The sequence below is a fragment of the Thioclava sp. F36-6 genome (assembly GCF_002020305.1).
GTDB lineage: Bacteria > Pseudomonadota > Alphaproteobacteria > Rhodobacterales > Rhodobacteraceae > Thioclava > Thioclava sediminum.
The window spans coordinates 304554-321794 of record NZ_MPZX01000002.1; the positions used below are offsets into that span (position 1 = coordinate 304554).

19 protein-coding genes and 1 other RNA gene are annotated in these 17241 nt (G+C 64.1%); 10 read left to right on the top strand and 10 right to left on the bottom strand.

Annotated elements, in window-relative coordinates; translation table 11 throughout:
- Positions 1-27: 27 nt before the first annotated feature.
- The 10 genes from BMI88_RS08505 to BMI88_RS08550 form a co-directional block, all read right to left on the bottom strand.
- Entirely contained in the window at positions 28-1263 is a 1236-nt protein-coding gene (locus tag BMI88_RS08505; RefSeq protein WP_078547802.1) for a DUF4147 domain-containing protein, read from the bottom strand.
- A 193-nt stretch (positions 1264-1456) separates the two neighbouring features.
- Complete coding sequence (locus BMI88_RS08510) at positions 1457-2578, bottom strand: c-type cytochrome (protein ID WP_078547804.1); 1122 nt, start codon at positions 2576-2578, stop codon at positions 1457-1459.
- On the bottom strand, positions 2559-3869 hold the full coding sequence (gene soxC, locus BMI88_RS08515) for a sulfite dehydrogenase (RefSeq protein ID WP_078520148.1): 1311 nt from the start codon (positions 3867-3869) through the stop codon (positions 2559-2561). The genes BMI88_RS08510 and soxC overlap by 20 nt, the downstream gene beginning before the upstream one ends.
- A 59-nt stretch (positions 3870-3928) precedes the next feature.
- Positions 3929-5620, bottom strand: coding sequence for a thiosulfohydrolase SoxB (gene soxB / locus BMI88_RS08520; protein ID WP_078547806.1), 1692 nt, complete (start codon positions 5618-5620; stop codon positions 3929-3931).
- Between the two features lie 156 nt (positions 5621-5776).
- Positions 5777-6637, bottom strand: coding sequence for a sulfur oxidation c-type cytochrome SoxA (gene soxA, locus BMI88_RS08525; protein ID WP_078520150.1), 861 nt, complete (start codon positions 6635-6637; stop codon positions 5777-5779).
- Between the two features lie 114 nt (positions 6638-6751).
- Positions 6752-7078 carry a thiosulfate oxidation carrier complex protein SoxZ gene (gene soxZ, locus BMI88_RS08530; protein ID WP_078520151.1) on the bottom strand — a complete coding sequence of 109 codons (327 nt, stop codon included), beginning with the start codon at positions 7076-7078 and terminating at the stop codon, positions 6752-6754.
- A gap of 25 nt (positions 7079-7103) precedes the next feature.
- Positions 7104-7526, bottom strand: coding sequence for a thiosulfate oxidation carrier protein SoxY (gene soxY / locus BMI88_RS08535; RefSeq protein ID WP_078520152.1), 423 nt, complete (start codon positions 7524-7526; stop codon positions 7104-7106).
- A gap of 37 nt (positions 7527-7563) precedes the next feature.
- Positions 7564-8040: a sulfur oxidation c-type cytochrome SoxX gene (gene soxX, locus BMI88_RS08540; protein WP_078520153.1), complete on the bottom strand. Its 477-nt coding sequence runs from the start codon at positions 8038-8040 to the stop codon at positions 7564-7566.
- Between the two features lie 234 nt (positions 8041-8274).
- The gene (locus BMI88_RS08545; RefSeq protein WP_078547808.1) at positions 8275-8829 is read right to left on the bottom strand and encodes a thioredoxin family protein; all 555 of its coding nucleotides are present in this window, start codon (positions 8827-8829) and stop codon (positions 8275-8277) included.
- Positions 8830-8854: 25 nt separating this feature from the next.
- On the bottom strand, positions 8855-9592 hold the full coding sequence (locus BMI88_RS08550; protein ID WP_232621622.1) for a cytochrome c biogenesis protein CcdA: 738 nt from the start codon (positions 9590-9592) through the stop codon (positions 8855-8857).
- A 111-nt stretch (positions 9593-9703) separates the two neighbouring features.
- Here BMI88_RS08550 and BMI88_RS19865 point away from each other — a divergent pair, with 111 nt between their 5' ends.
- From BMI88_RS19865 to BMI88_RS08600, 10 genes are all read left to right on the top strand, one after another.
- Positions 9704-10180, top strand: coding sequence for a hypothetical protein (locus BMI88_RS19865; RefSeq protein WP_246831850.1), 477 nt, complete (start codon positions 9704-9706; stop codon positions 10178-10180).
- A 213-nt stretch (positions 10181-10393) separates the two neighbouring features.
- Positions 10394-10693, top strand: a complete 300-nt coding sequence (locus BMI88_RS08560; RefSeq protein WP_078520155.1) for a metalloregulator ArsR/SmtB family transcription factor — start codon at positions 10394-10396, stop codon at positions 10691-10693.
- A gap of 52 nt (positions 10694-10745) precedes the next feature.
- Positions 10746-11792 (top strand): YeeE/YedE family protein, encoded by a 1047-nt coding sequence (locus BMI88_RS08565; protein ID WP_078520156.1) that lies wholly within the window; start codon positions 10746-10748, stop codon positions 11790-11792.
- Positions 11793-11943: 151 nt separating this feature from the next.
- An RNA gene (gene ffs / locus BMI88_RS08570) (signal recognition particle sRNA small type) lies at positions 11944-12040 on the top strand.
- A gap of 102 nt (positions 12041-12142) precedes the next feature.
- On the top strand, positions 12143-13054 hold the full coding sequence (locus BMI88_RS08575) for an MBL fold metallo-hydrolase (protein ID WP_078547810.1): 912 nt from the start codon (positions 12143-12145) through the stop codon (positions 13052-13054).
- Positions 13055-13087: 33 nt separating this feature from the next.
- The gene (locus tag BMI88_RS08580; protein ID WP_348638896.1) at positions 13088-14848 is read left to right on the top strand and encodes a DNA polymerase III subunit gamma/tau; all 1761 of its coding nucleotides are present in this window, start codon (positions 13088-13090) and stop codon (positions 14846-14848) included.
- A 128-nt stretch (positions 14849-14976) separates the two neighbouring features.
- On the top strand, positions 14977-15321 hold the full coding sequence (locus BMI88_RS08585; RefSeq protein WP_078520159.1) for a YbaB/EbfC family nucleoid-associated protein: 345 nt from the start codon (positions 14977-14979) through the stop codon (positions 15319-15321).
- A 4-nt stretch (positions 15322-15325) separates the two neighbouring features.
- Complete coding sequence (gene recR, locus BMI88_RS08590) at positions 15326-15925, top strand: recombination mediator RecR (protein WP_078547815.1); 600 nt, start codon at positions 15326-15328, stop codon at positions 15923-15925.
- Entirely contained in the window at positions 15925-16269 is a 345-nt protein-coding gene (locus BMI88_RS08595; RefSeq protein ID WP_078547817.1) for a TfoX/Sxy family protein, read from the top strand. Before recR ends, BMI88_RS08595 begins: the two co-directional genes overlap by 1 nt.
- 176 nt (positions 16270-16445) lie before the next feature.
- A complete protein-coding gene (locus BMI88_RS08600) occupies positions 16446-17111 on the top strand; it encodes a glutathione S-transferase family protein (protein WP_078542813.1) in 666 nt (221 codons plus the stop codon).
- The last annotated feature ends 130 nt before the right edge of the window (positions 17112-17241 follow it).

The window sequence follows — 17241 nt, forward strand, 5'->3', positions numbered from 1 at the left end:
GCTCCGCCGAAGCAGAGCGCGGCTAAGCTAGCCTTTCACCAGAACCGCGAGATCGGCCACATTCGTGCCGGTCGCCCCCGTCATCAGCAGCGCATCGGCCGCCTGCAGAACGTGATAGCTGTCATTGCGCGCAAGCGCCGCATCGCAATCGACGCCCGCCGACCGCGCCGCCGCGCAGGTCTGCGGCCCCACCAGACCACCCGCCGCATCCGTCGGCCCGTCACGGCCATCGGTGCCGCCCGAGAGGAAGCGCCACGCGCCCTCGATCCCGGCCGCCTCCGCCGCGCAAGCCACCCGCAGCGCCAGCTCCTGATTGCGCCCGCCGCGGCCGTCACCCTTGATAGTAACGGTGGTCTCACCGCCCATGACGAAAGCGCCTGCGGGCATGTCGCGCAGCAGAGCCACGATCTGCGGCGCGAGATCGGCCACGTCCCCGTCGAGCGCGAAGGGCGCCGCCTCGGCTCCAGCCGAGACCATCGCCGCGACCGACAGCCCGTTCGCCCCGATCAGACGGTTACGGGCAGCGGGCAAAGCGGGCTCGGCGCCCGAGGCCTCAAGATGCGCCTGCACAGGGGCGGGCAGCGCCTCCCAGATCCCGAGGTCACGACAGAGCTGCGCCGCATCGACCCGCGTGCCGATAGGCTCGACCGTAGGCCCCGAGGCAATCACGCGCAGATCGTCGCCCGGCACATCGGACAGGATCAGGCCCGTCACGGGGGCCGCGCTGGCAAGCAGCCAGCCGCCGCCCTTGAGCTGTGAAAGTTGCTGGCGGATCAGGTTCATCTGCGTGATATCCGCCCCGCAGCCGAGCAGAAGGCGGCTGACCTCGGCCTTGTCCGACAGGCTCAGCCCCTCGGCGGGCGCGACGGCAAGCGCGGAGCCGCCGCCGGAGATCAGCGCCAGAACGCGATCCTCCGGGCCACAGCCCTGCAGGCATTCCAGGATCGCGCGCCCTGCCCGCTCGCTGCCGTCTCCCGGCACGGGGTGGTCGCCCGCGATCAACGAAACGCCCGCGCGCGGGATCGCCGCTTCGGCATTTTCGGGATTGGTCACGACCAGCGCCTGCGCCTCCTCGGGCAACGCGTCCAGCGCCGCGGCAGTCATCGCCAGCGCCGCCTTGCCGAGCGCGACGACCTGCCAGCGCCCGCCCGGCCCCGGCGGGTTCTCCATCGCCCAGCCCATCGCGCGGGTCACCCCCGCCGCCGGGTCGGCCGTCTTCACCCCGATGTCGAACAATTCGCGCGCGCGTGCTTCCAGATCCATTCCTGCCCCCCTTTGGTTTGGCTCAAGTATCCCCGGGGAGCGGCGGGCTGCAACCCCGCCGGGGGAAGACAAGCCAGACGCGGCACGAAATGAAAAGACGCCCGCGGGGAGCGCGGGCGTCGAAACACGATCAGGCGGAAGGCCCCTGTCGGTTTAAGTGAGCGGGGACCGAAGCCCCCGCCCGGGGAGGGTATTAGCCACCTTGGCTCTCGATGTAGGCGAGCACCGCCTTGACGTCTTCGGGGTCTTTCAGACCGGCGAAGGACATCCGGTTTTTCGGAATGTAGCCCTTCGGGTCGGCGAGATACTCCTCGACGGTTTGCTCGGTCCAGACCAGACCGTCCTCGCCGTGCTGGGTCATCGCGCTCGAGTATTTGAAGCCGTCGACCGTCCCGGCCTGGCGCCCGATCAGCCCGTTGAGCACGGGACCGACACGGTTCTTCGCGCCGTCGCCGACCTGGTGGCAGGCCTTACACTTCTTGAAGACCTTCTCGCCAGCTGCGACCAGCTCCGGGTCAGCCGAGAGGCTTTCCGCCGGTGCGGCCTCTGCCTTGGCTTCCTCCGCAGCCGCCGGAGCGTCCTGCGCCGGAGCTTCGGCAGTGTCGGTTTGGGCCGTATCGCTTTGGGCCGTGTCGGTTTCCGCCGCAGTATCGGCAGCCGCCGTGTCCTCGCCGTTGCCCTCATCGGGGGTCACGTCGAGAATGGTCGCCTTCTTGGTGATCTGCACGTCGGTCTTACAGTCGCTCATGCAAGCGGCTTCCGAGAACTTCGGCACTTCGACCTCATCGCGGTTATCCACGATGAACCCATCGGCGTTCGGCATCTCCACGTCGAGGAAGTTATCCTTCGTGAGGACGAAATCGTCGTCCACGAGATAGTTCGAGTAGAGGATGTAGGCGACGATGGCGTAGGTCTCGTCGACCGTCAGCGTCTGCGCGTTGCCGAACGGCATCGAGCGGTGCGCATAGTCCCAGACAGTGGACAGGTACGGCCAGTAGGAACCGACGGTTTTCACCGGGTCCTTGTCGGCCAGCGTTCCATCGCCCCCGGCCAGTTTCGGCCAGTTGTCGACGCCCTCGGCGAAGTCGCCGTGACACGCCGCGCAATTGTCGCCGAAGATTTTCTCGCCATCGGCAACCGAACCCGACCCTTCGGGAAGGTTCTTGCCATCGGGGAAGACCTCGACGGTCCAGGCGTTGATTTCCTCGGGCAGCGCTTCGCGCCCCAGACCGTATTTCTCGGCCAGAGCGGGCGTCGCGACGAGCGGAGCGGCCAGAAGCGTGGCCAGCAGCAGATTACGACGACACTTCGACATTCTCGGACTCCCCGTTTTCCTTGACCCACCAGGTCTGGATACCGTTGTTGTGATAGACCGAATTCTCGCCACGGATCGCGCGGAGCGCGTCCTTGGTCGGCTGAACGTAGCCGGTGGAATCGGTAGCGCGGGACTGAAGGAGCATCTCCGAACCGTCCCAGTCGATCTCGAGGTAGAAGCGCGAGACCGCCTTGTCGGTGCCCGGCTCGGCCAGACGGGCTTCCTGCCAGTTCGCGCCGCCATCGATCGACACGTCGACCTTGGTGATGTGACCGCGACCCGACCAGGCCATGCCGGTGATGACCAGCGGGCCCTTGCCGTGCTTGATCGGCATCTGCGGGCTGGGCGAGGTGACGACCGATTTGGCGTCCATGACCCAGGTCCACTTGCGCGACGTGCCATCGGCGAGCGTGTCGGTGTATTTCGAGGTTTCTTCGCGCGACTGCACGGCCTCGTCGGTGACTTCGAGGCGACGCAGCCACTTCACCCACATGTTGCCTTCCCAGCCCGGAACCACGAGGCGCACCGGATAGCCGTGCTCCTTGCGCAGTGCCTCGCCGTTGGCCTTGATGGCCACGAGACAGTCGTCGAGCGCTTTCTCCAACGGGATCGAGCGGCCATTCGACGACGCGTCGGCGCCTTCGGCATAGACCCACTTGTCCTTGATCTGGTCGCCAAGATTGGTGATCCCCGCTTCTTCGAGCAGCGTCCGCAGCGGGATGCCCGAATATTGCATGTTGTGGATCATGCCCTGGGTGAACTGCGCACCGTTGAGCTGTGCACCAGCCCACTCCATGCCCGAGTTCGCGGCGCATTCGAGGAAGTAGGTGCGGTTCTCACGCGGGAAACGCTCCAGATCCTCGTAGGTGAAAACCAGCGGCTTATCGACGAGGCCGTTGATCATCAGACGATAGTCTTCCTTCTTCAGCTCGATCGCGCCCGAGTGGTGACGCTCGAAAGCGCAGCCGGTGGGGGTGATCGTGCCGTCGAGGGCGTGGATCGGCGTGAAGTTGATCGACGAAATCGTATCCGCCGTCAGCCAGCCGACATTGCGGCGGATGACGTCATCTTCGAATTCGATCGGCAGGCCATAGGGGGTTGCATCGACCCCGTCGCCCCAGCCCGAAGCCCAAGGCTGAACTTCGGTGATCAACGGATCGGGTTGCGTTTGCGCGCGCGCGGCACCAGCACCTGCGGCCATCGCACCGACCGCAGCCCCTGCGCGGAGGAACCCGCGGCGGCTGAGGGCGGCATTGGTGGCCGGGTTGCCCTGGCGTTCCTTGTCGTCCATGTGTTTTCCTCCAGTCTCTAACCCCCTGCGGGGCGCAATCATCGACAGGCGGGACCGGCTTAAACGCCGGTCACGACCACCGAGTCATTCGGTTTCAAGTCAACGGTTTTGATCTTGCGCAGGTGATCGGCGATCACGTCCCAGATCTGCGGCCCTTCGGTGCCTTCGTTGACCGAGGCCCAACCCGTCACGACGTAGTTGCGTGCCGGGTCGATATCGGAGCCGTCCTTCAGGAGCGTCATGTTGGAAATCCGCTCGCCGATCGGCTTCGAAACGTCGATGTGGTAGCCCATGCCACCCACACGAACCATGTCCCCGCCCTGCTGGTAGTAGGGGTCGGTGTTGAAGATGTTGTCGGCCACGTCTTCGAGAATGGTCTTGATCAGCTCGCCCGTCATCTCGGTGCGATAGTTCTCGCCATAGGTCATCGAAGTGGCGTTGAGCACGTCTTCCATGGTGATCTTCTGCCCCGGGATCAGCGACGGCCCCCAGCGCACGCCCGGGCTCATCGCGATCTCGGCGTCCTGCTCGGACAGCATCGCCTCGCAGATCAGGTCGTCCCAGGTGCCGTTGAAGTTGCCGCGGCGATAGAGCAGCGAGTTGGTTTCGCCCACGACTTCCTCGAGCTCGGCCTTGTAGGGCTCGCGATGGCCCATGATGACGTCGGTCATCTCTTTGTCGGGCTCGATCACGTCGGAGAAGATCGGGATCAGCTTGTGGCGGAAGCCCATCATCTTGCCGTCGCGCACGTCGAGATCGACGCGGGAGACGAATTTGCCGTTCGAGCCCGAGGCGATCAGGATCGTCTCGCCCACGAGGACCGGCTCGGGAATGGCGTCATGGGTGTGACCGGTGAGGATCACGTCGATGCCCTTCACGCGGCTCGCCATCTTGTGGTCCACGTCGAAGCCGTTATGCGACAGGCAGACGACCAGATCGACGCCCTTTTCGCGGACCTCGTCGACCACCGCCTGCATACGCTCTTCGCGGATGCCGAAGGAGTAGTCGGGGAACATCCAGCCGGGGTTCGCGATCGGCATGTAGGGGAAAGCCTGACCGATGACCGCGATCTGCGTGCCGTTGCGCTCGAAGATCTTGTAGGGCTCGTAGGCGGGCTCGTCCCACTCCGCGTCGAAGATGTTCGCGCCGAGGAAGGGGAAGGGAAGGCCGTCGACGATCTCGTTCACGCGGTCCTGACCATAGGTCCATTCCCAGTGCGAGGTCATCGCCTCAACGCCGAGCGTGTTCATGACGTCGACCATGTTCTGGCCCTTGGTCTTCAGCGCGACCATCGAGCCATGCCAGGTGTCGCCGCCATCGAGCAGCAGCGCTTCGGGACGCTCGGCCTTGATCGCTTTCACGATCGTCGCCACGCGGTCCATGCCGCCCATTTTGCCGTAGGACTTCGCGAGATCGGTGAAGTTCTCGTAGGTCAGCGCGTAGGCGTCAGGCGTGTTCGGCTCGATGTTGAACATCTTGAGGAAGTCCGCGCCGGTGACATGCGGCGGACGGCCCTTGGCCTCACCCACGCCGAGGTTGATTTCCGGCTCGCGGAAATAGATCGGCATCGCTTGCGCGTGGATGTCGGTGATGTGGATCAGCGTGACGTTGCCCAGCGGCTCGAACTGCAGGAGCTGGTCCTGAGTCAGCGACTGCTGTGCCATGGCGCGCGACCAGCGCGACAGGCCCGAAGCACCGAGGATAGTCGAGGCGGCCAAGCTCGCCTGAAGAAATTCCCGCCGGGAAATCATGCGATGTGTCTCCTTCTTCTCACCGGGCCAGTGCGCCCGGCGGTCGTTTCATTCGGGTAAATAGACAAACGAATTCAGACAGATATGAAATTTTGAATATGTTGAAACGAAATGCGCGGGACAGGGAGGCCCCTGCCCCGCGCATGAAATCAGTCGTTAGGGACGGACGCCGCCGCCCTCGATGTCGAGACCCAGACCGCGCGAGGCGACGTAGAGCTCAAGATTGCGGAACTCGTCCGAACCGGGGCTGTAGGTTTCCGCGCGCGTGTCGCGGATGCAGCCCTTGAAGCGGTTGTGGATCGAAACCACGCCCGCGTTCTTCAGACGGTAGACCGGGAAGCCCTGAATCTGGCCCTGGCTGAGGTGGTCAGCGCGGATGTAGTTGCCGTAGTTCTCTTCGTGGCACGACGCGCAGGACAGCTCGAGCTGACCGTAGCGGGTGTAGTACATCTCCTTGCCCTTCTCCCAGAAAGGCTGAGCGTCGCCGTCGATCTTGACGCTGACGGGCATGCCACGCGACTCGACCGCGATTGCGGTGGTCATGTTATGCATCGGAGTGCTGTCCCAGCCCCAGGCTTCGGCGCCCATGCGGTTGGTGCGGCAATCGTTGATGTAATCTTCCATCGACCACAGCTTGCCGGCTTCGTTCACCTTCGGCATCGAGGCGCGGACGCCTTTCATGCCTTCGCTGATGTCGCCGTGGCAATCCGCGCAGGACTTGCCCTCGGAGCCGTCAGCGGTCGACCAGGTTTCCTGGCCTTGCTCGGCAAAGATCATGATCGGGTTATCGAAGTCGTCCTGTTCCATCGCGCGGGTCTCGTCCGTGCGGAAGAGCCAGCCGGAATAGACCTCGTCGAGGTGCCCTTCGAGGTGATCGGCGGCGGGCGCCTTCACCGTGATCGGGGTGTCGCCGTTGATGACGAGTTCGTCGTCAGCCATTTCGGCGTGCAGCGCCGCGGTGCTGAGCGCGAAGGCTGCAGTGGCGGCTAGGATGGTGCGGCTGGTGCGCAACGTCATATTCTGTGTCCTCCCTGGGTGTGCCCCGCGCCCATCGATCTCCCCAAACAGGCGCGGTTCTCTGTTCTTGGTGAGGCGGCGCGCTCCCTCACGCGCCGCTAGCCATTCGGCCGATCAGCTCACTTCGATCTTCTGGCTGTCTTCGTAGGTCGAGCCGTCATCATCGTACCAGGTGAACTTGAACTCACCCGATTCCGGGACTTTCGCCTCGAATTCGATGTAGGGGTTCGTCGAGATCGCCGGCTCGAGGGTCACGTCGACGACGTTCTCACCGTTGAAGTCGCAGGTGAAGCGATTGATGATCTCGCGCGGGATGACGTTGCCGTCTTTATCCTTGCGCTGACCCGATTCCATCGGGTGCGAGATCAGGGTTTTGATGGTGATCGTGTCACCGGCCGAAGCTTTTTTCGGCACTTTTACGCGGGGTCTCACGCCTTTCATGGTCTTGTCTCCTCAGATACCGAATTTAGCCGCCGCAGCCGCCGATGGTGACCTTCACGGTCGATTTCGCCTGGACGAAGCTACCGTCAGCCATCTTGGCGACAGCGATCACGTCCTGGGTCTTCGAGAGGCGAATGCGGGTCGAAGCCATCTGCGAGCCAGCCAACGGACCGAACTTGAAGGTCACGACGTCGGGCGTCGGGTTGCCGGTCGCGAAGACCGCGATCTCGGTTGCGCCGGGCGCATCCACGGAGATCGGAACGGTGTTCCCGTTCTCGGCGATTTCCGGCGCGGTCAGGGTGACGCCGTCACCCATTGCGGCATCGGCGCCGCCGGTGAACTTGGCGATGGCGTCGGCACCGGCATCGGCCAGCGCGGGCAGCGGCAGCATGGAAGCGGCAACGCCGCCCATCGCCAGCGCCAGCGCGTCACGTCTGGTCATGGTCATGTTGTATCTTCTCCTCTCGGGTTTGTCGTTCAGAGGGTCACTCTTCCTTGAGGGTCATCAAGAAAGCGACCACATCCTCAACCTGTTGTGCATTCAAAATCGGCGGCAGATCGGCAGGCGCAGCCTTGCCGGTGTACCCGTCGCCGGGGCGAATGAAGGGACCGGTTTTATACATTGCCGGCATTACCGTGCCTTCGAACGTGTGCTTGGCATCGACGACGATGCCGCGCAGCTGCGACTCGTCCCAGCGGTCGGCGGCGCCGTTCAGCTCCGGGCCGACATTGCCTTGGAACGACGCGTCGAGCGCCGAGACCTTATGGCAGGCCACGCAGTTGCCCAGCGACTTGGTCGCCGCGACTTCTGCGCCTTTAGCTGCATCGCCCGGCTGGCCGGTCAGCGACTCGGCCACCGCGCCCACATCGGTGAATTTGACATCCATCGGCGCGGTTTCTGCGATCGCGGCGCTGGCTGCGAAGGTGACGGCCATTGCGGCCCACGCAACGTGGCGTTTCATAGAAGTCCTCCCAAATTCTCTCCCTGACTCACTTTTAAGCGAGCGCGCTACAGTGGTGCAATGGATAAATTCAAAAAACCGCATATTTTCCAATATGTTCACTCGGATATATCGAAGCATACAGCCGTATACCCAATATTTTTTTAGCAAAATCAGAAGCATTCGCGGGTGCAGCACGAATGCTGCACTGGCAAGCAAGCGATCACGACTCTGTCAGAATCGCCAAGAGAGCGCTCACTTCGCCATAACTTTCTCGGCAACGTACTTCTGAAAGTTCTGCCCGCTCTCATAGCCGTGAGTCTTTACCCACTCGAGCAACGCCATCGTCGTGCCCTTGCCGAAAGCCCCCGGCATCTGCGCCACAGCCTGCTTGTTGGCGGGCTGATCGGAGGCCTCTTCGGGGAAGAACATCATGGTCGGCGTGAACATCACGCCCCACTTCATCGCCATCTCTTTTTCGGGCAAAGCCTCGCCGTCGAAATCGGTCACTTCGACATCGCCGAAGAGGTTCATCTGCACGACGTAGTAATTGTCGGTGATGTATTTCGCGATATCGGGGTCGGAGAAGACCTCTTCGTGCATCTTCTTGCAGTAGATGCAGCCGCGCTGCTCCCAGATGACCATGAAGCGCTTGCCCTCGTCATTGGCAGTCGCAAGATCGTCCGACATGTCCTTGAACGTGTCGTGGAACCACGGCTCCTTGTGCAGCCCGTCATCGCCCAGCTCGGCCGCATGGACCGGCAGGGCCAGCATCGCGGCGGTGAAAGCGGCAGTCAGAAAATGACGCATGATCGTCCTCCCTAGAAACAGACGGTCAGCCGAGACTCCCACTCGGCATGACGTCGATCAGAAACTCACCAATGTAGCGCAGCCCCCCGGTCACGATGAGAACCGCGAACAGGATCAGCATAACCCCCATCGCCTTTTCGACATAGCCGAGCTTCGCGCGGTGCTTCGCCATGAAGGCGAGGAAGGGCCGCGTGAAGAAGGCCGCGATGATGAAAGGCAAGGTCATCCCGATTCCATAGGCAAAGAGTAGCAACCCGCCCTTGGAGATATCGCCCATGCCCGACGCCACCATCAGGATAGCGGCAAGCGCGGGGCCGACACAGGGCGTCCAGCCGAAGCCGAAGGCAAGCCCCATCACATAGGCACCGAGGAAGGTCGTAGGATCGGTCTTCGCCTCCATCCGCGCCTCGCGATAGAGGAACGGAATGCGGATCACGCCGAGGAAATGCAGACCGAAGACCAGCAGGATCGCCGCGGCCACCCAGCTCAGCGGCCCCATCCATTCGCGGAACGCAGCCCCCAGCGCGGTCGCCCCCATCCCCATCAGCACGAAGATCGTGGTAACGCCCAGTGCGAAGGCCACCGAAGAGGCCACCATGCGCGCCTGCGCGCCCGGCGCGATCTTGCCGTCGCCACGCAGCTCGGACATCGACAGCCCGGCCATATAGGACAGGTAGAACGGCACCATAGGCAGGATGCACGGCGTCAGAAAAGACAGCAGGCCAGCAAAAAACGCCCCGCCATAGGTAATATCGATCGGCACTGTTTCCTCCCTCGTGACGCGCCCTAGCCTATATGGCCTCGGTCTCCCAACCGTCCTTGAAGGGGCCCGTCAAACACATTACGATCTTTATATGTAAAAAGGGGTCCGTCAATGTTCCGCATTGTGTGGCATACGATTTCCATAACCGCGGCGCTGGCGGTCACGCTGAGCGCGACGGGCGATGTCGCGCGCGCCGAGACCGCAGCGCAAACCGTCGACACGACGGTCGCCGCCACATCGGAGGCCGAGACCGGCGAGGCGATAGCCGACAGCGAATTCCGGCTGTTGATGGTGGAGCAGGTTGGCTGCATCTATTGCCGGATGTGGAACAACGACCTCGCGCCGATCTATCCGAAGACTCCCGAGGGCAAGACGGCCCCTCTGCAGCGAGTCGATCTGCACAAACCCTTCCCCGATGACATCACGATCACCGGGGGCAAACCGCTTTTCACACCGACCTTCATTCTGCTGCAGGACGGGGTCGAAGTCGCCCGCATCGAAGGCTATGCGAGCGAAGATTTCTTCTGGGGCCTGCTCGATCAGGCCCTGAAAAAGAATGGCGCGACGTATCAGACCCCATCGAACTGAGGTTTGACCTGCGCGCTTTTGTCCCGCTTTTGGCGGGTTTTTGCGCTCTCGGGCTTTGTTCCAGCGAATCGACATGCTAAAGCCTGAGTCATTCGATCAATACGGTCGCACTCTGTGCGGCTTCCAAGGAAGGACGATGCGGTGCGGCATCTGGTGCCTGACGGTCATGCCGAAAAGCTTGCCTCTGCCACGGCCGAGTCGAGATGTTCCCGCATGGATGCAGAAGAGCTACTCGATCGCGCGCAAGACGCCTCCAACCTCATGAAGGCGCTCGCCCATGAGGGGCGGCTGATGATTCTGTGCCATCTGAGTTCGGGCGAGAAATCGGTGACCGAGCTGGAAAACCTGCTGGAATCGCGCCAGGCCGCAGTGAGCCAGCAATTGGCACGGCTGCGTCTCGAGGGGCTCGTCAGCGCACGCCGCGAAGGCAAGGCGATCTACTACACGCTCTCGGATCCGCGTGCGCGTCGCCTCGTCGAGACGATTTACGACATGTTCTGCGCCACCGACTGACGCCGGTGAGCCATGAGACCGGACACTGGGTGTTCCGGGAGGGAGAAGGGCAATGGAACAGATTCCGATGGGTGCCTTGGCAGCCATGGTCGGGGCGATCGGCGGCATCATTCTCGGCCTCGCTGCGCGCCTGGGCGATTTCTGCACCCTCGGCGCGCTGGAAAGCGCGGCCTATGGCGACGACCAGAGGCGCCTGCGCCTCTGGGGGATCGTGCTGGGCGTGGCGATCACCGGCGCCTTCGTGGCCGAGGCCCTGGGCTATGCCGACATCACCCGCAGCTTCTATCACACGATCAAATGGTCGCCGCTCGCCTCGATCGTGGGCGGGCTCGTCTTCGGCTACGGCATGGCACTCGCCGGCAATTGCGGCTTCGGTGCGCTGGTGCGTTTCGGCGGCGGCGATCTGCGCGCGATGGTCGTGGTCGTGGTGATGGGCATCTTCGCCTTCGTGACGCTGTCCGGCCCCCTCGCCCATCTGCGCCTTCTGATCTTTGACCAGCAGGCCGCCGACACCCCGCAAGGCATCGCGCATTGGCTCTCGGCGCGGACCGGGCTTCCGCCCTTGGTCTTCGCCCTGCCCGTCGCCGCCGGCTTCCTTGCCTGGGCGCTGAGCTATCAGCCGCTGCGCGCCGACAAACGCCGCCTCGCCTGGGGCGTGGCCGCGGGTCTCGCAGTGGTCTGGTGTTACGTCGGCACCTCCTATCTCTTCAACCAGAGCATGGGCGCGACCGGCGTCGAGGCGCCGTCCTTCACCGCCCCGCTCGGGCGCACGATCCTCTATTTCATGACCTCCACGGCGGGCGGGCTCACCTTCTCCGTGGGTCTCGTCGCAGGCGTGCTGGGCGGGGCCTTCCTTGGCTCGGCCATTCGCGGCCTCTTCAAATGGGAAGCCTGCGAAGATCCGCGCGAACTGGGCCGTCAGGTCAGCGGCGCGGCCCTGATGGGGATCGGCGGCACGATCGCGGTCGGCTGCTCGATCGGCCAGGGGGTGAGCGCGATGGCCGTGCTCTCCTTCTCCGCACCGGTCACGCTCGCCTCGATCGTGATCGGCGGGCTGATCGGCCTGCGCCAGCTGATCCACGGCTTCCAGCCTGAGTAAGTCCCAGCCGCGCAAATCGGCCCATTTTCGGCTTGGCTGAAATATCCCGGGGGTGAGGCGCGGACGCGCCGAGGGGGCAGCGCCCCCTCTCCCCCGAACTCTTCCCGCACAACGCTTGCGAATCTGATCCGGGTTTCCTATATCGCCCCTCGAGAGGTTGGCGCGGGCGAGCGCCTCGCCAACCCGGTCAGGTCCGGAAGGAAGCAGCCGCAACGAGCCCCGCTTGGGTCGCTGTCCAGCCTCTCACCCTACCCCCCTACAAGCTCCCTTTGCTGTGCCGCCGCGTCACCATGCCCGATTGTGCAATGACGTCGCAAAGCTAAACTTCCCGTCAAAGGGGAGGTTTCACCATGTTTCGTTTCGCTCTGGCCGCTCTGGCCATTCTGCCTGTGCCGCTCTTCGCGGGCACGCTCAAAACCGTCGAAGTCGCACCGAACACCTACGCGATCGAAGGCCCCTTCGGGCAGCGCGATGCCGAGAACCTCGGCAATAACGCGACCTTCGGGCTGATCGTCACGGATGAAGGCGCGGTGCTGGTCGATGCGGGCGGCACCTATAAGGGGGCGGCGGCGCTCGACGAAGTGATCGGCACGCTGACCGATCAGCCGGTGAAATACGTGATCGACACCGGCGGGCAGGATCACCGCTGGCTCGGCAATGGCTACTGGAAAGAGCATGGCGCCGAGATCATCACCTCGGAAGACGCGCTCGCCGACCAGAAGGCCCGCGCCTCGCTGGAACTGACGATGCTCGACGCGCTGGTGGGCAATGAGGCGCTCGCGGGCACCGAACCCGTCTATGCCGATACGACCTTCGACGAGAGCTACACGCTCACCCTCGGCGGGCGCGAGATCGAGATCACCCATCCCGGCCCCGCCCATACGCCCGGCGACAGCTTCGTCTGGCTGCCCGCGGAGAAGGTGATGTTCACCGGCGATATCGTTTTCGTGGGCCGCATCCTCGGCGTGCTCGACATGTCCTCGTCGATCGGCTGGGTCGAGGCCTTCGAGGCGATGGCCGCCTATGAGCCCGCTCATGTCGTTCCGGGCCACGGCCCCGCCACCGATCTCGCGACTGCGACGAAGGACACCTATGATTACCTGACCAATCTGCGCTCCCAGATGGCCGATTATATCGACGAGGGCGGCGACATCATCGGCTCGGTCAATGTCGATCAGTCGCAGTTCGAATATCTCGAAGATTTCGACACGCTCGCCAAACGCAACGCGCAGGCGGTGTTCAGCCAGATGGAATGGGAATGAGCCGGGTGGACGCCGACGCCCCGGGGGCCTAGTCTGACGGCTGCCTATGACACCGGAGCTTCGATGACCGACACCCAATATCAGGTTCTCGCCCGCAAGTACCGTCCCGAGACCTTTGCCGACCTGATCGGACAGGCGCCAATGGTGCGCACGCTGAAGAACGCCTTCGCGGCCGACCGGATCGCGCAGGCTTTCATCATGACGGGGATTCGCGGCACCGGGAAAACCACCACGGCGCGGATCATCGCCAAGGGGCTCAACTGCATCGGCCCCGACGGCAACGGCACGCCCACAACCGACCCGTGTGGCGAGTGCGAGCATTGCCGCGCGATCATGGAAGGCCGCCATGTCGACGTGATGGAGATGGACGCCGCCTCGCGCACCGGTGTGGGCGATATCCGCGAGATCATCGAGAGCGTGCATTACCGGGCCGCCTCGGCGCGCTACAAAGTCTACATCATCGATGAGGTTCACATGCTGTCCACGAGCGCGTTCAACGCGCTCCTAAAGACGCTCGAGGAACCGCCCGCCCATGTGAAGTTCATCTTCGCCACCACCGAGATCCGCAAGGTGCCCGTCACCGTGCTCTCGCGCTGCCAGCGCTTCGATCTGCGCCGGATCGAGCCCGAGGAGATGATCGCGCTGCTGCGCCGGATCGCCGATGCGGAAGGCGCAGAGATCGCCGATGACGCGCTCGCACTGATCACCCGCGCCGCCGAAGGGTCCGCCCGCGATGCGACTTCGCTGCTCGATCAGGCAATCGCGCATGGCGCAGGCGAGACCACCGCCGAACAGGTCCGCGCGATGCTGGGTCTGGCCGACCGCGCCCGCGTCCTCGATCTCTTCGACATGATCCTGCACGGTCAGGCGGCAGAGGCATTGACCGAACTTGCCGCACAATATGCCGATGGCGCCGATCCGATGGCGATCATGCGTGATCTGGCCGAGATCACGCATTGGGTCTCCGTCATCAAGGTCACGCCCGAGGCCGCCGAAGACCCGACCGTTCCGCCCGAGGAACGCAATCGCGGTCAGGAAATGGCAGCCGCTTTGCCGATGCGGGTGCTCTCGCGGCTCTGGCAGATGCTGCTCAAAGCGCTCGAAGAAGTCGCGAGCGCGCCCAACGCGATGATGGCGACCGAGATGGCCGTGATCCGCATGACCCATGTGGCCGACCTGCCCGACCCGGAGACGCTGATCAAGAAGATCCAGCAGGGCAACACGAACACGCAAGCCGCAGGCCGGGGCCCCGCACCCTCGACCGGGCCGGTCCATGGCGCGACGCTGCGCGCCCGACGTGCCGGTGGCGGGGCTGTCGCCGCGGCGGCCCCTGCGCAACAGCACGATCCGATGGCCGACGCGCTCGCCCGTTTCGCGAGCTTCGACGACGTGGTCGACCTGATCGCCCGGATGCGCGACATGACCCTGCTGCTGGAGGTCGAGAGCAACCTGCGCCTGGTGAATTACCGCCCCGGCCGGATCGAGTTCGAACCGACCCCGCAGGCCTCGCGCGATCTTGCGGCGACGCTTTCGGCCCGGCTGCAAGGCTGGACCGGCGCGCGCTGGGGCGTCTCGGTCGTCTCCGAAGGCGGCGCGCCCACGATTGCCGAGGTGAAGGCCGAGGAAATGGCGAAGGCCGAAGCCGAGGCGATGAAGAACCCGCTGGTGGCGGAGATCTTCGCCCGCTTCCCCGGCGCGAAGATCGAAATCCTGCCCGAGGAAGACACCGCCGCGATCGAGGCCGAGGCCCTGGCCGAGGTCGAAGACGAATGGGACCCCTTCGAGGAAGGCTGAGCCACGCCAAGGGCGGCCCCGCGCAATCCGCACGCGCCGCCCTGCCGCGCCGTTTTCCCGCCTTGTCCCTTGTCCCTTAGCGCAGCGATGCGTATCTCTCACTCAAGCCAAACGTGACGGAGAAAGCGATGTTCAAGGGATTGGGCGCCATGGGCGACATGGCCAAGATGATGAAGGCCGCCAAGGAAATGCAGGAGAAGATGGGCGAGCTCCAGGAAGAGCTCAAATCCATCGTGGTCACCGGCGAGGCCGGGGCCGGTCTCGTGCAGGCCCGCGCCACCGCGAAAGGCGAATTGACCGGGCTCTCCATCGATCCCTCGATCCTGCAGGCCTCCGAGAAGGAAGTCGTCGAAGACCTGATCCTCGCCGCGATCAAGGACACGCAGGAAAAGGCCAAGTTCCGCGAACAGGAAGAACAGAAACGCCTTCTGCGCGAACTCGGTCTGCCCGAGAACATGGACCTGCCGGTCTGATCCGATGAGCGGCGCGCGCGACGAGATAGAGGCGCTGATCGCCCTGATGGCGCGGCTGCCGGGGCTTGGCCCCCGCTCCGCCCGGCGCGCGGTGCTGCATCTGATCTCGAAACGCGCACAGCTGATGGGCCCCTTGGCCGAGGCGATGGCGCAAGTGGCCCGCACCGCGCGCGAATGCCAACGCTGCGGCAATATCTCCACCGCGCCGATCTGCGACATCTGCGAAGACCCCAAACGCGCCACCGGCGAGATCTGCGTGATCGAGGATGTCGCCGACCTCTGGGCGATGGAGCGCGGCCACGCCTTCAAGGGCCGCTACCACGTCCTTGGCGGCACGCTGTCTGCGCTCGATGCGATCGGCCCCGAAGACCTGCGCATCCCCGACCTGCTCGAACGCGCCACCGAGGAAGGCATCACCGAGGTGATCCTCGCCCTCAACGCCACCGTCGAGGGCCAGACCACCGCGCATTACATCGCCGAGGCACTCGAAGGGCGCGGCATCGCGGTCACCAGCCTCGCGCAGGGCGTGCCGATCGGCGGCGAACTGGATTATCTCGACGACGGCACGATTCAGGCGGCGCTGCGCGCGCGCAAAAGTTTCTGATGGGCACCCGGCCCGAGACGGAGGCGCTGCTGCGCGACTGTCTCGGAGACCGGATCGCGACCCGGCCGATGTTCGGCGAATACGCGGTCTATATGGGTGGCAAGACGGTGGCTCTTCTGTGCGATGACACGCTGTTCGTGCGCCAATTGCCCGAGGCCACGCGCTACCTTGAAGACAGCGGCCACGCGCCCGTCGCAGGCAAACCCTATCCGCGCGCCAAGGATCACTGGCAGATCGACCCGGACCTCTGGGAAGACACGGAGTGGCTCGCGGGCCTTCTGAGCGTGATCGAGGCCGCCCTGCCCGCCCCCAAACCAAAGCGCAAACCCAAACCGAAAGCCTAATCCCGGCGCCCCTTCGGCTTGGCAAAAATATCCCCGCCGGAGGCATCCAACCTGTGCCGTCCCGATCACCTTCCGGCAAGGGAGCGCCATCGGCGGGATTGTCGCCATTGAACCCGCCCGCGCCCGCCGTTATCAGTTCTCCAAATCCCCCAACGAGAATTGCGAGCGTCGCCCCGATGATCCGCCTCTACCATGTCGCCCTCTCCCCTTTCTGCCGCAAGGTCCGCCTCACGCTGGCCGAGAAGAAACTCGAGGTCGAACTCGTCGAGGAACGCTACTGGGAACAGCAGCCCGATTTCCTGCGCCGCAACCCCGCGGGCAAGGTTCCGGTTCTCAAGATGGACGGCATGATGATGGCCGAGAGTCAGGCGATCTGCGAATATATCGATGAGACCCATACCGACGCGCCGCTGATGCCGCGCGATCCGGCCGCGCGCTACGAGGTGCGCCGCCTGTGTGCGTGGTTCGACGACAAGTTCAACGCCGAGGTCACCGCGCGGATCATGGGCGAGCGGGTCTGGAAGAAGGTCCGCAAGGAAGGCTATCCGGACAGCAAGACGGTGAAGGCGGGCCTTACGGCGATCAAGTATCACCTCGATTACATGGGCTGGCTGCTGGAGCAGCGCCGCTGGCTTGCGGGCGACGTGATGACGCTCGCGGATTTCTCGGCCGCCGCGCATCTGAGCTGCCTCGATTACATCTCCGACGTCGACTGGAACCGGCAGGAGGCCGTGAAGGACTGGTATGCGAAGATCAAGTCGCGCCCTGCCTTCCGCTCGCTTCTGGCCGATCAGCTGCCCGGCATGCCGCCCGCGTCGCAATATGCGGAGCTGGATTTCTAAGCGCCGCGCGCGTCCTACCCAACATCGCCATACTTTCACTGCGCCGTCCGACCATCTCGGGCGGCGCAGTCATTTTGCGCGGCACGGTGCTGGCTCACGCAAAGGTGCGCGCCTCACGAAATTCAAACAA

What these genes read in the sequence shown, in the direction of transcription:
- BMI88_RS08510 (WP_078547804.1), bottom strand. Translation starts at nt 2,578, where the DNA reads ATGTCGAAGTGTCGTCGTAATCTGCTGCTGGCCACGCTTCTGGCCGCT.
- soxA (WP_078520150.1), bottom strand. Translation starts at nt 6,637, where the DNA reads ATGACGTTGCGCACCAGCCGCACCATCCTAGCCGCCACTGCAGCCTTC.
- BMI88_RS08545 (WP_078547808.1), bottom strand. Translation starts at nt 8,829, where the DNA reads ATGCGTCATTTTCTGACTGCCGCTTTCACCGCCGCGATGCTGGCCCTG.
- soxZ (WP_078520151.1), bottom strand. Translation starts at nt 7,078, where the DNA reads ATGAAAGGCGTGAGACCCCGCGTAAAAGTGCCGAAAAAAGCTTCGGCC.
- BMI88_RS08600 (WP_078542813.1), top strand. Translation starts at nt 16,446, where the DNA reads ATGATCCGCCTCTACCATGTCGCCCTCTCCCCTTTCTGCCGCAAGGTC.
- BMI88_RS08585 (WP_078520159.1), top strand. Translation starts at nt 14,977, where the DNA reads ATGTTCAAGGGATTGGGCGCCATGGGCGACATGGCCAAGATGATGAAG.
- recR (WP_078547815.1), top strand. Translation starts at nt 15,326, where the DNA reads ATGAGCGGCGCGCGCGACGAGATAGAGGCGCTGATCGCCCTGATGGCG.
- BMI88_RS08595 (WP_078547817.1), top strand. Translation starts at nt 15,925, where the DNA reads ATGGGCACCCGGCCCGAGACGGAGGCGCTGCTGCGCGACTGTCTCGGA.
- BMI88_RS08505 (WP_078547802.1), bottom strand. Translation starts at nt 1,263, where the DNA reads ATGGATCTGGAAGCACGCGCGCGCGAATTGTTCGACATCGGGGTGAAG.
- soxC (WP_078520148.1), bottom strand. Translation starts at nt 3,869, where the DNA reads ATGGACGACAAGGAACGCCAGGGCAACCCGGCCACCAATGCCGCCCTC.
- soxB (WP_078547806.1), bottom strand. Translation starts at nt 5,620, where the DNA reads ATGATTTCCCGGCGGGAATTTCTTCAGGCGAGCTTGGCCGCCTCGACT.
- BMI88_RS08565 (WP_078520156.1), top strand. Translation starts at nt 10,746, where the DNA reads ATGGAACAGATTCCGATGGGTGCCTTGGCAGCCATGGTCGGGGCGATC.
- soxY (WP_078520152.1), bottom strand. Translation starts at nt 7,526, where the DNA reads ATGACCATGACCAGACGTGACGCGCTGGCGCTGGCGATGGGCGGCGTT.
- soxX (WP_078520153.1), bottom strand. Translation starts at nt 8,040, where the DNA reads ATGAAACGCCACGTTGCGTGGGCCGCAATGGCCGTCACCTTCGCAGCC.
- BMI88_RS08575 (WP_078547810.1), top strand. Translation starts at nt 12,143, where the DNA reads ATGTTTCGTTTCGCTCTGGCCGCTCTGGCCATTCTGCCTGTGCCGCTC.
- BMI88_RS19865 (WP_246831850.1), top strand. Translation starts at nt 9,704, where the DNA reads ATGTTCCGCATTGTGTGGCATACGATTTCCATAACCGCGGCGCTGGCG.
- BMI88_RS08560 (WP_078520155.1), top strand. Translation starts at nt 10,394, where the DNA reads ATGGATGCAGAAGAGCTACTCGATCGCGCGCAAGACGCCTCCAACCTC.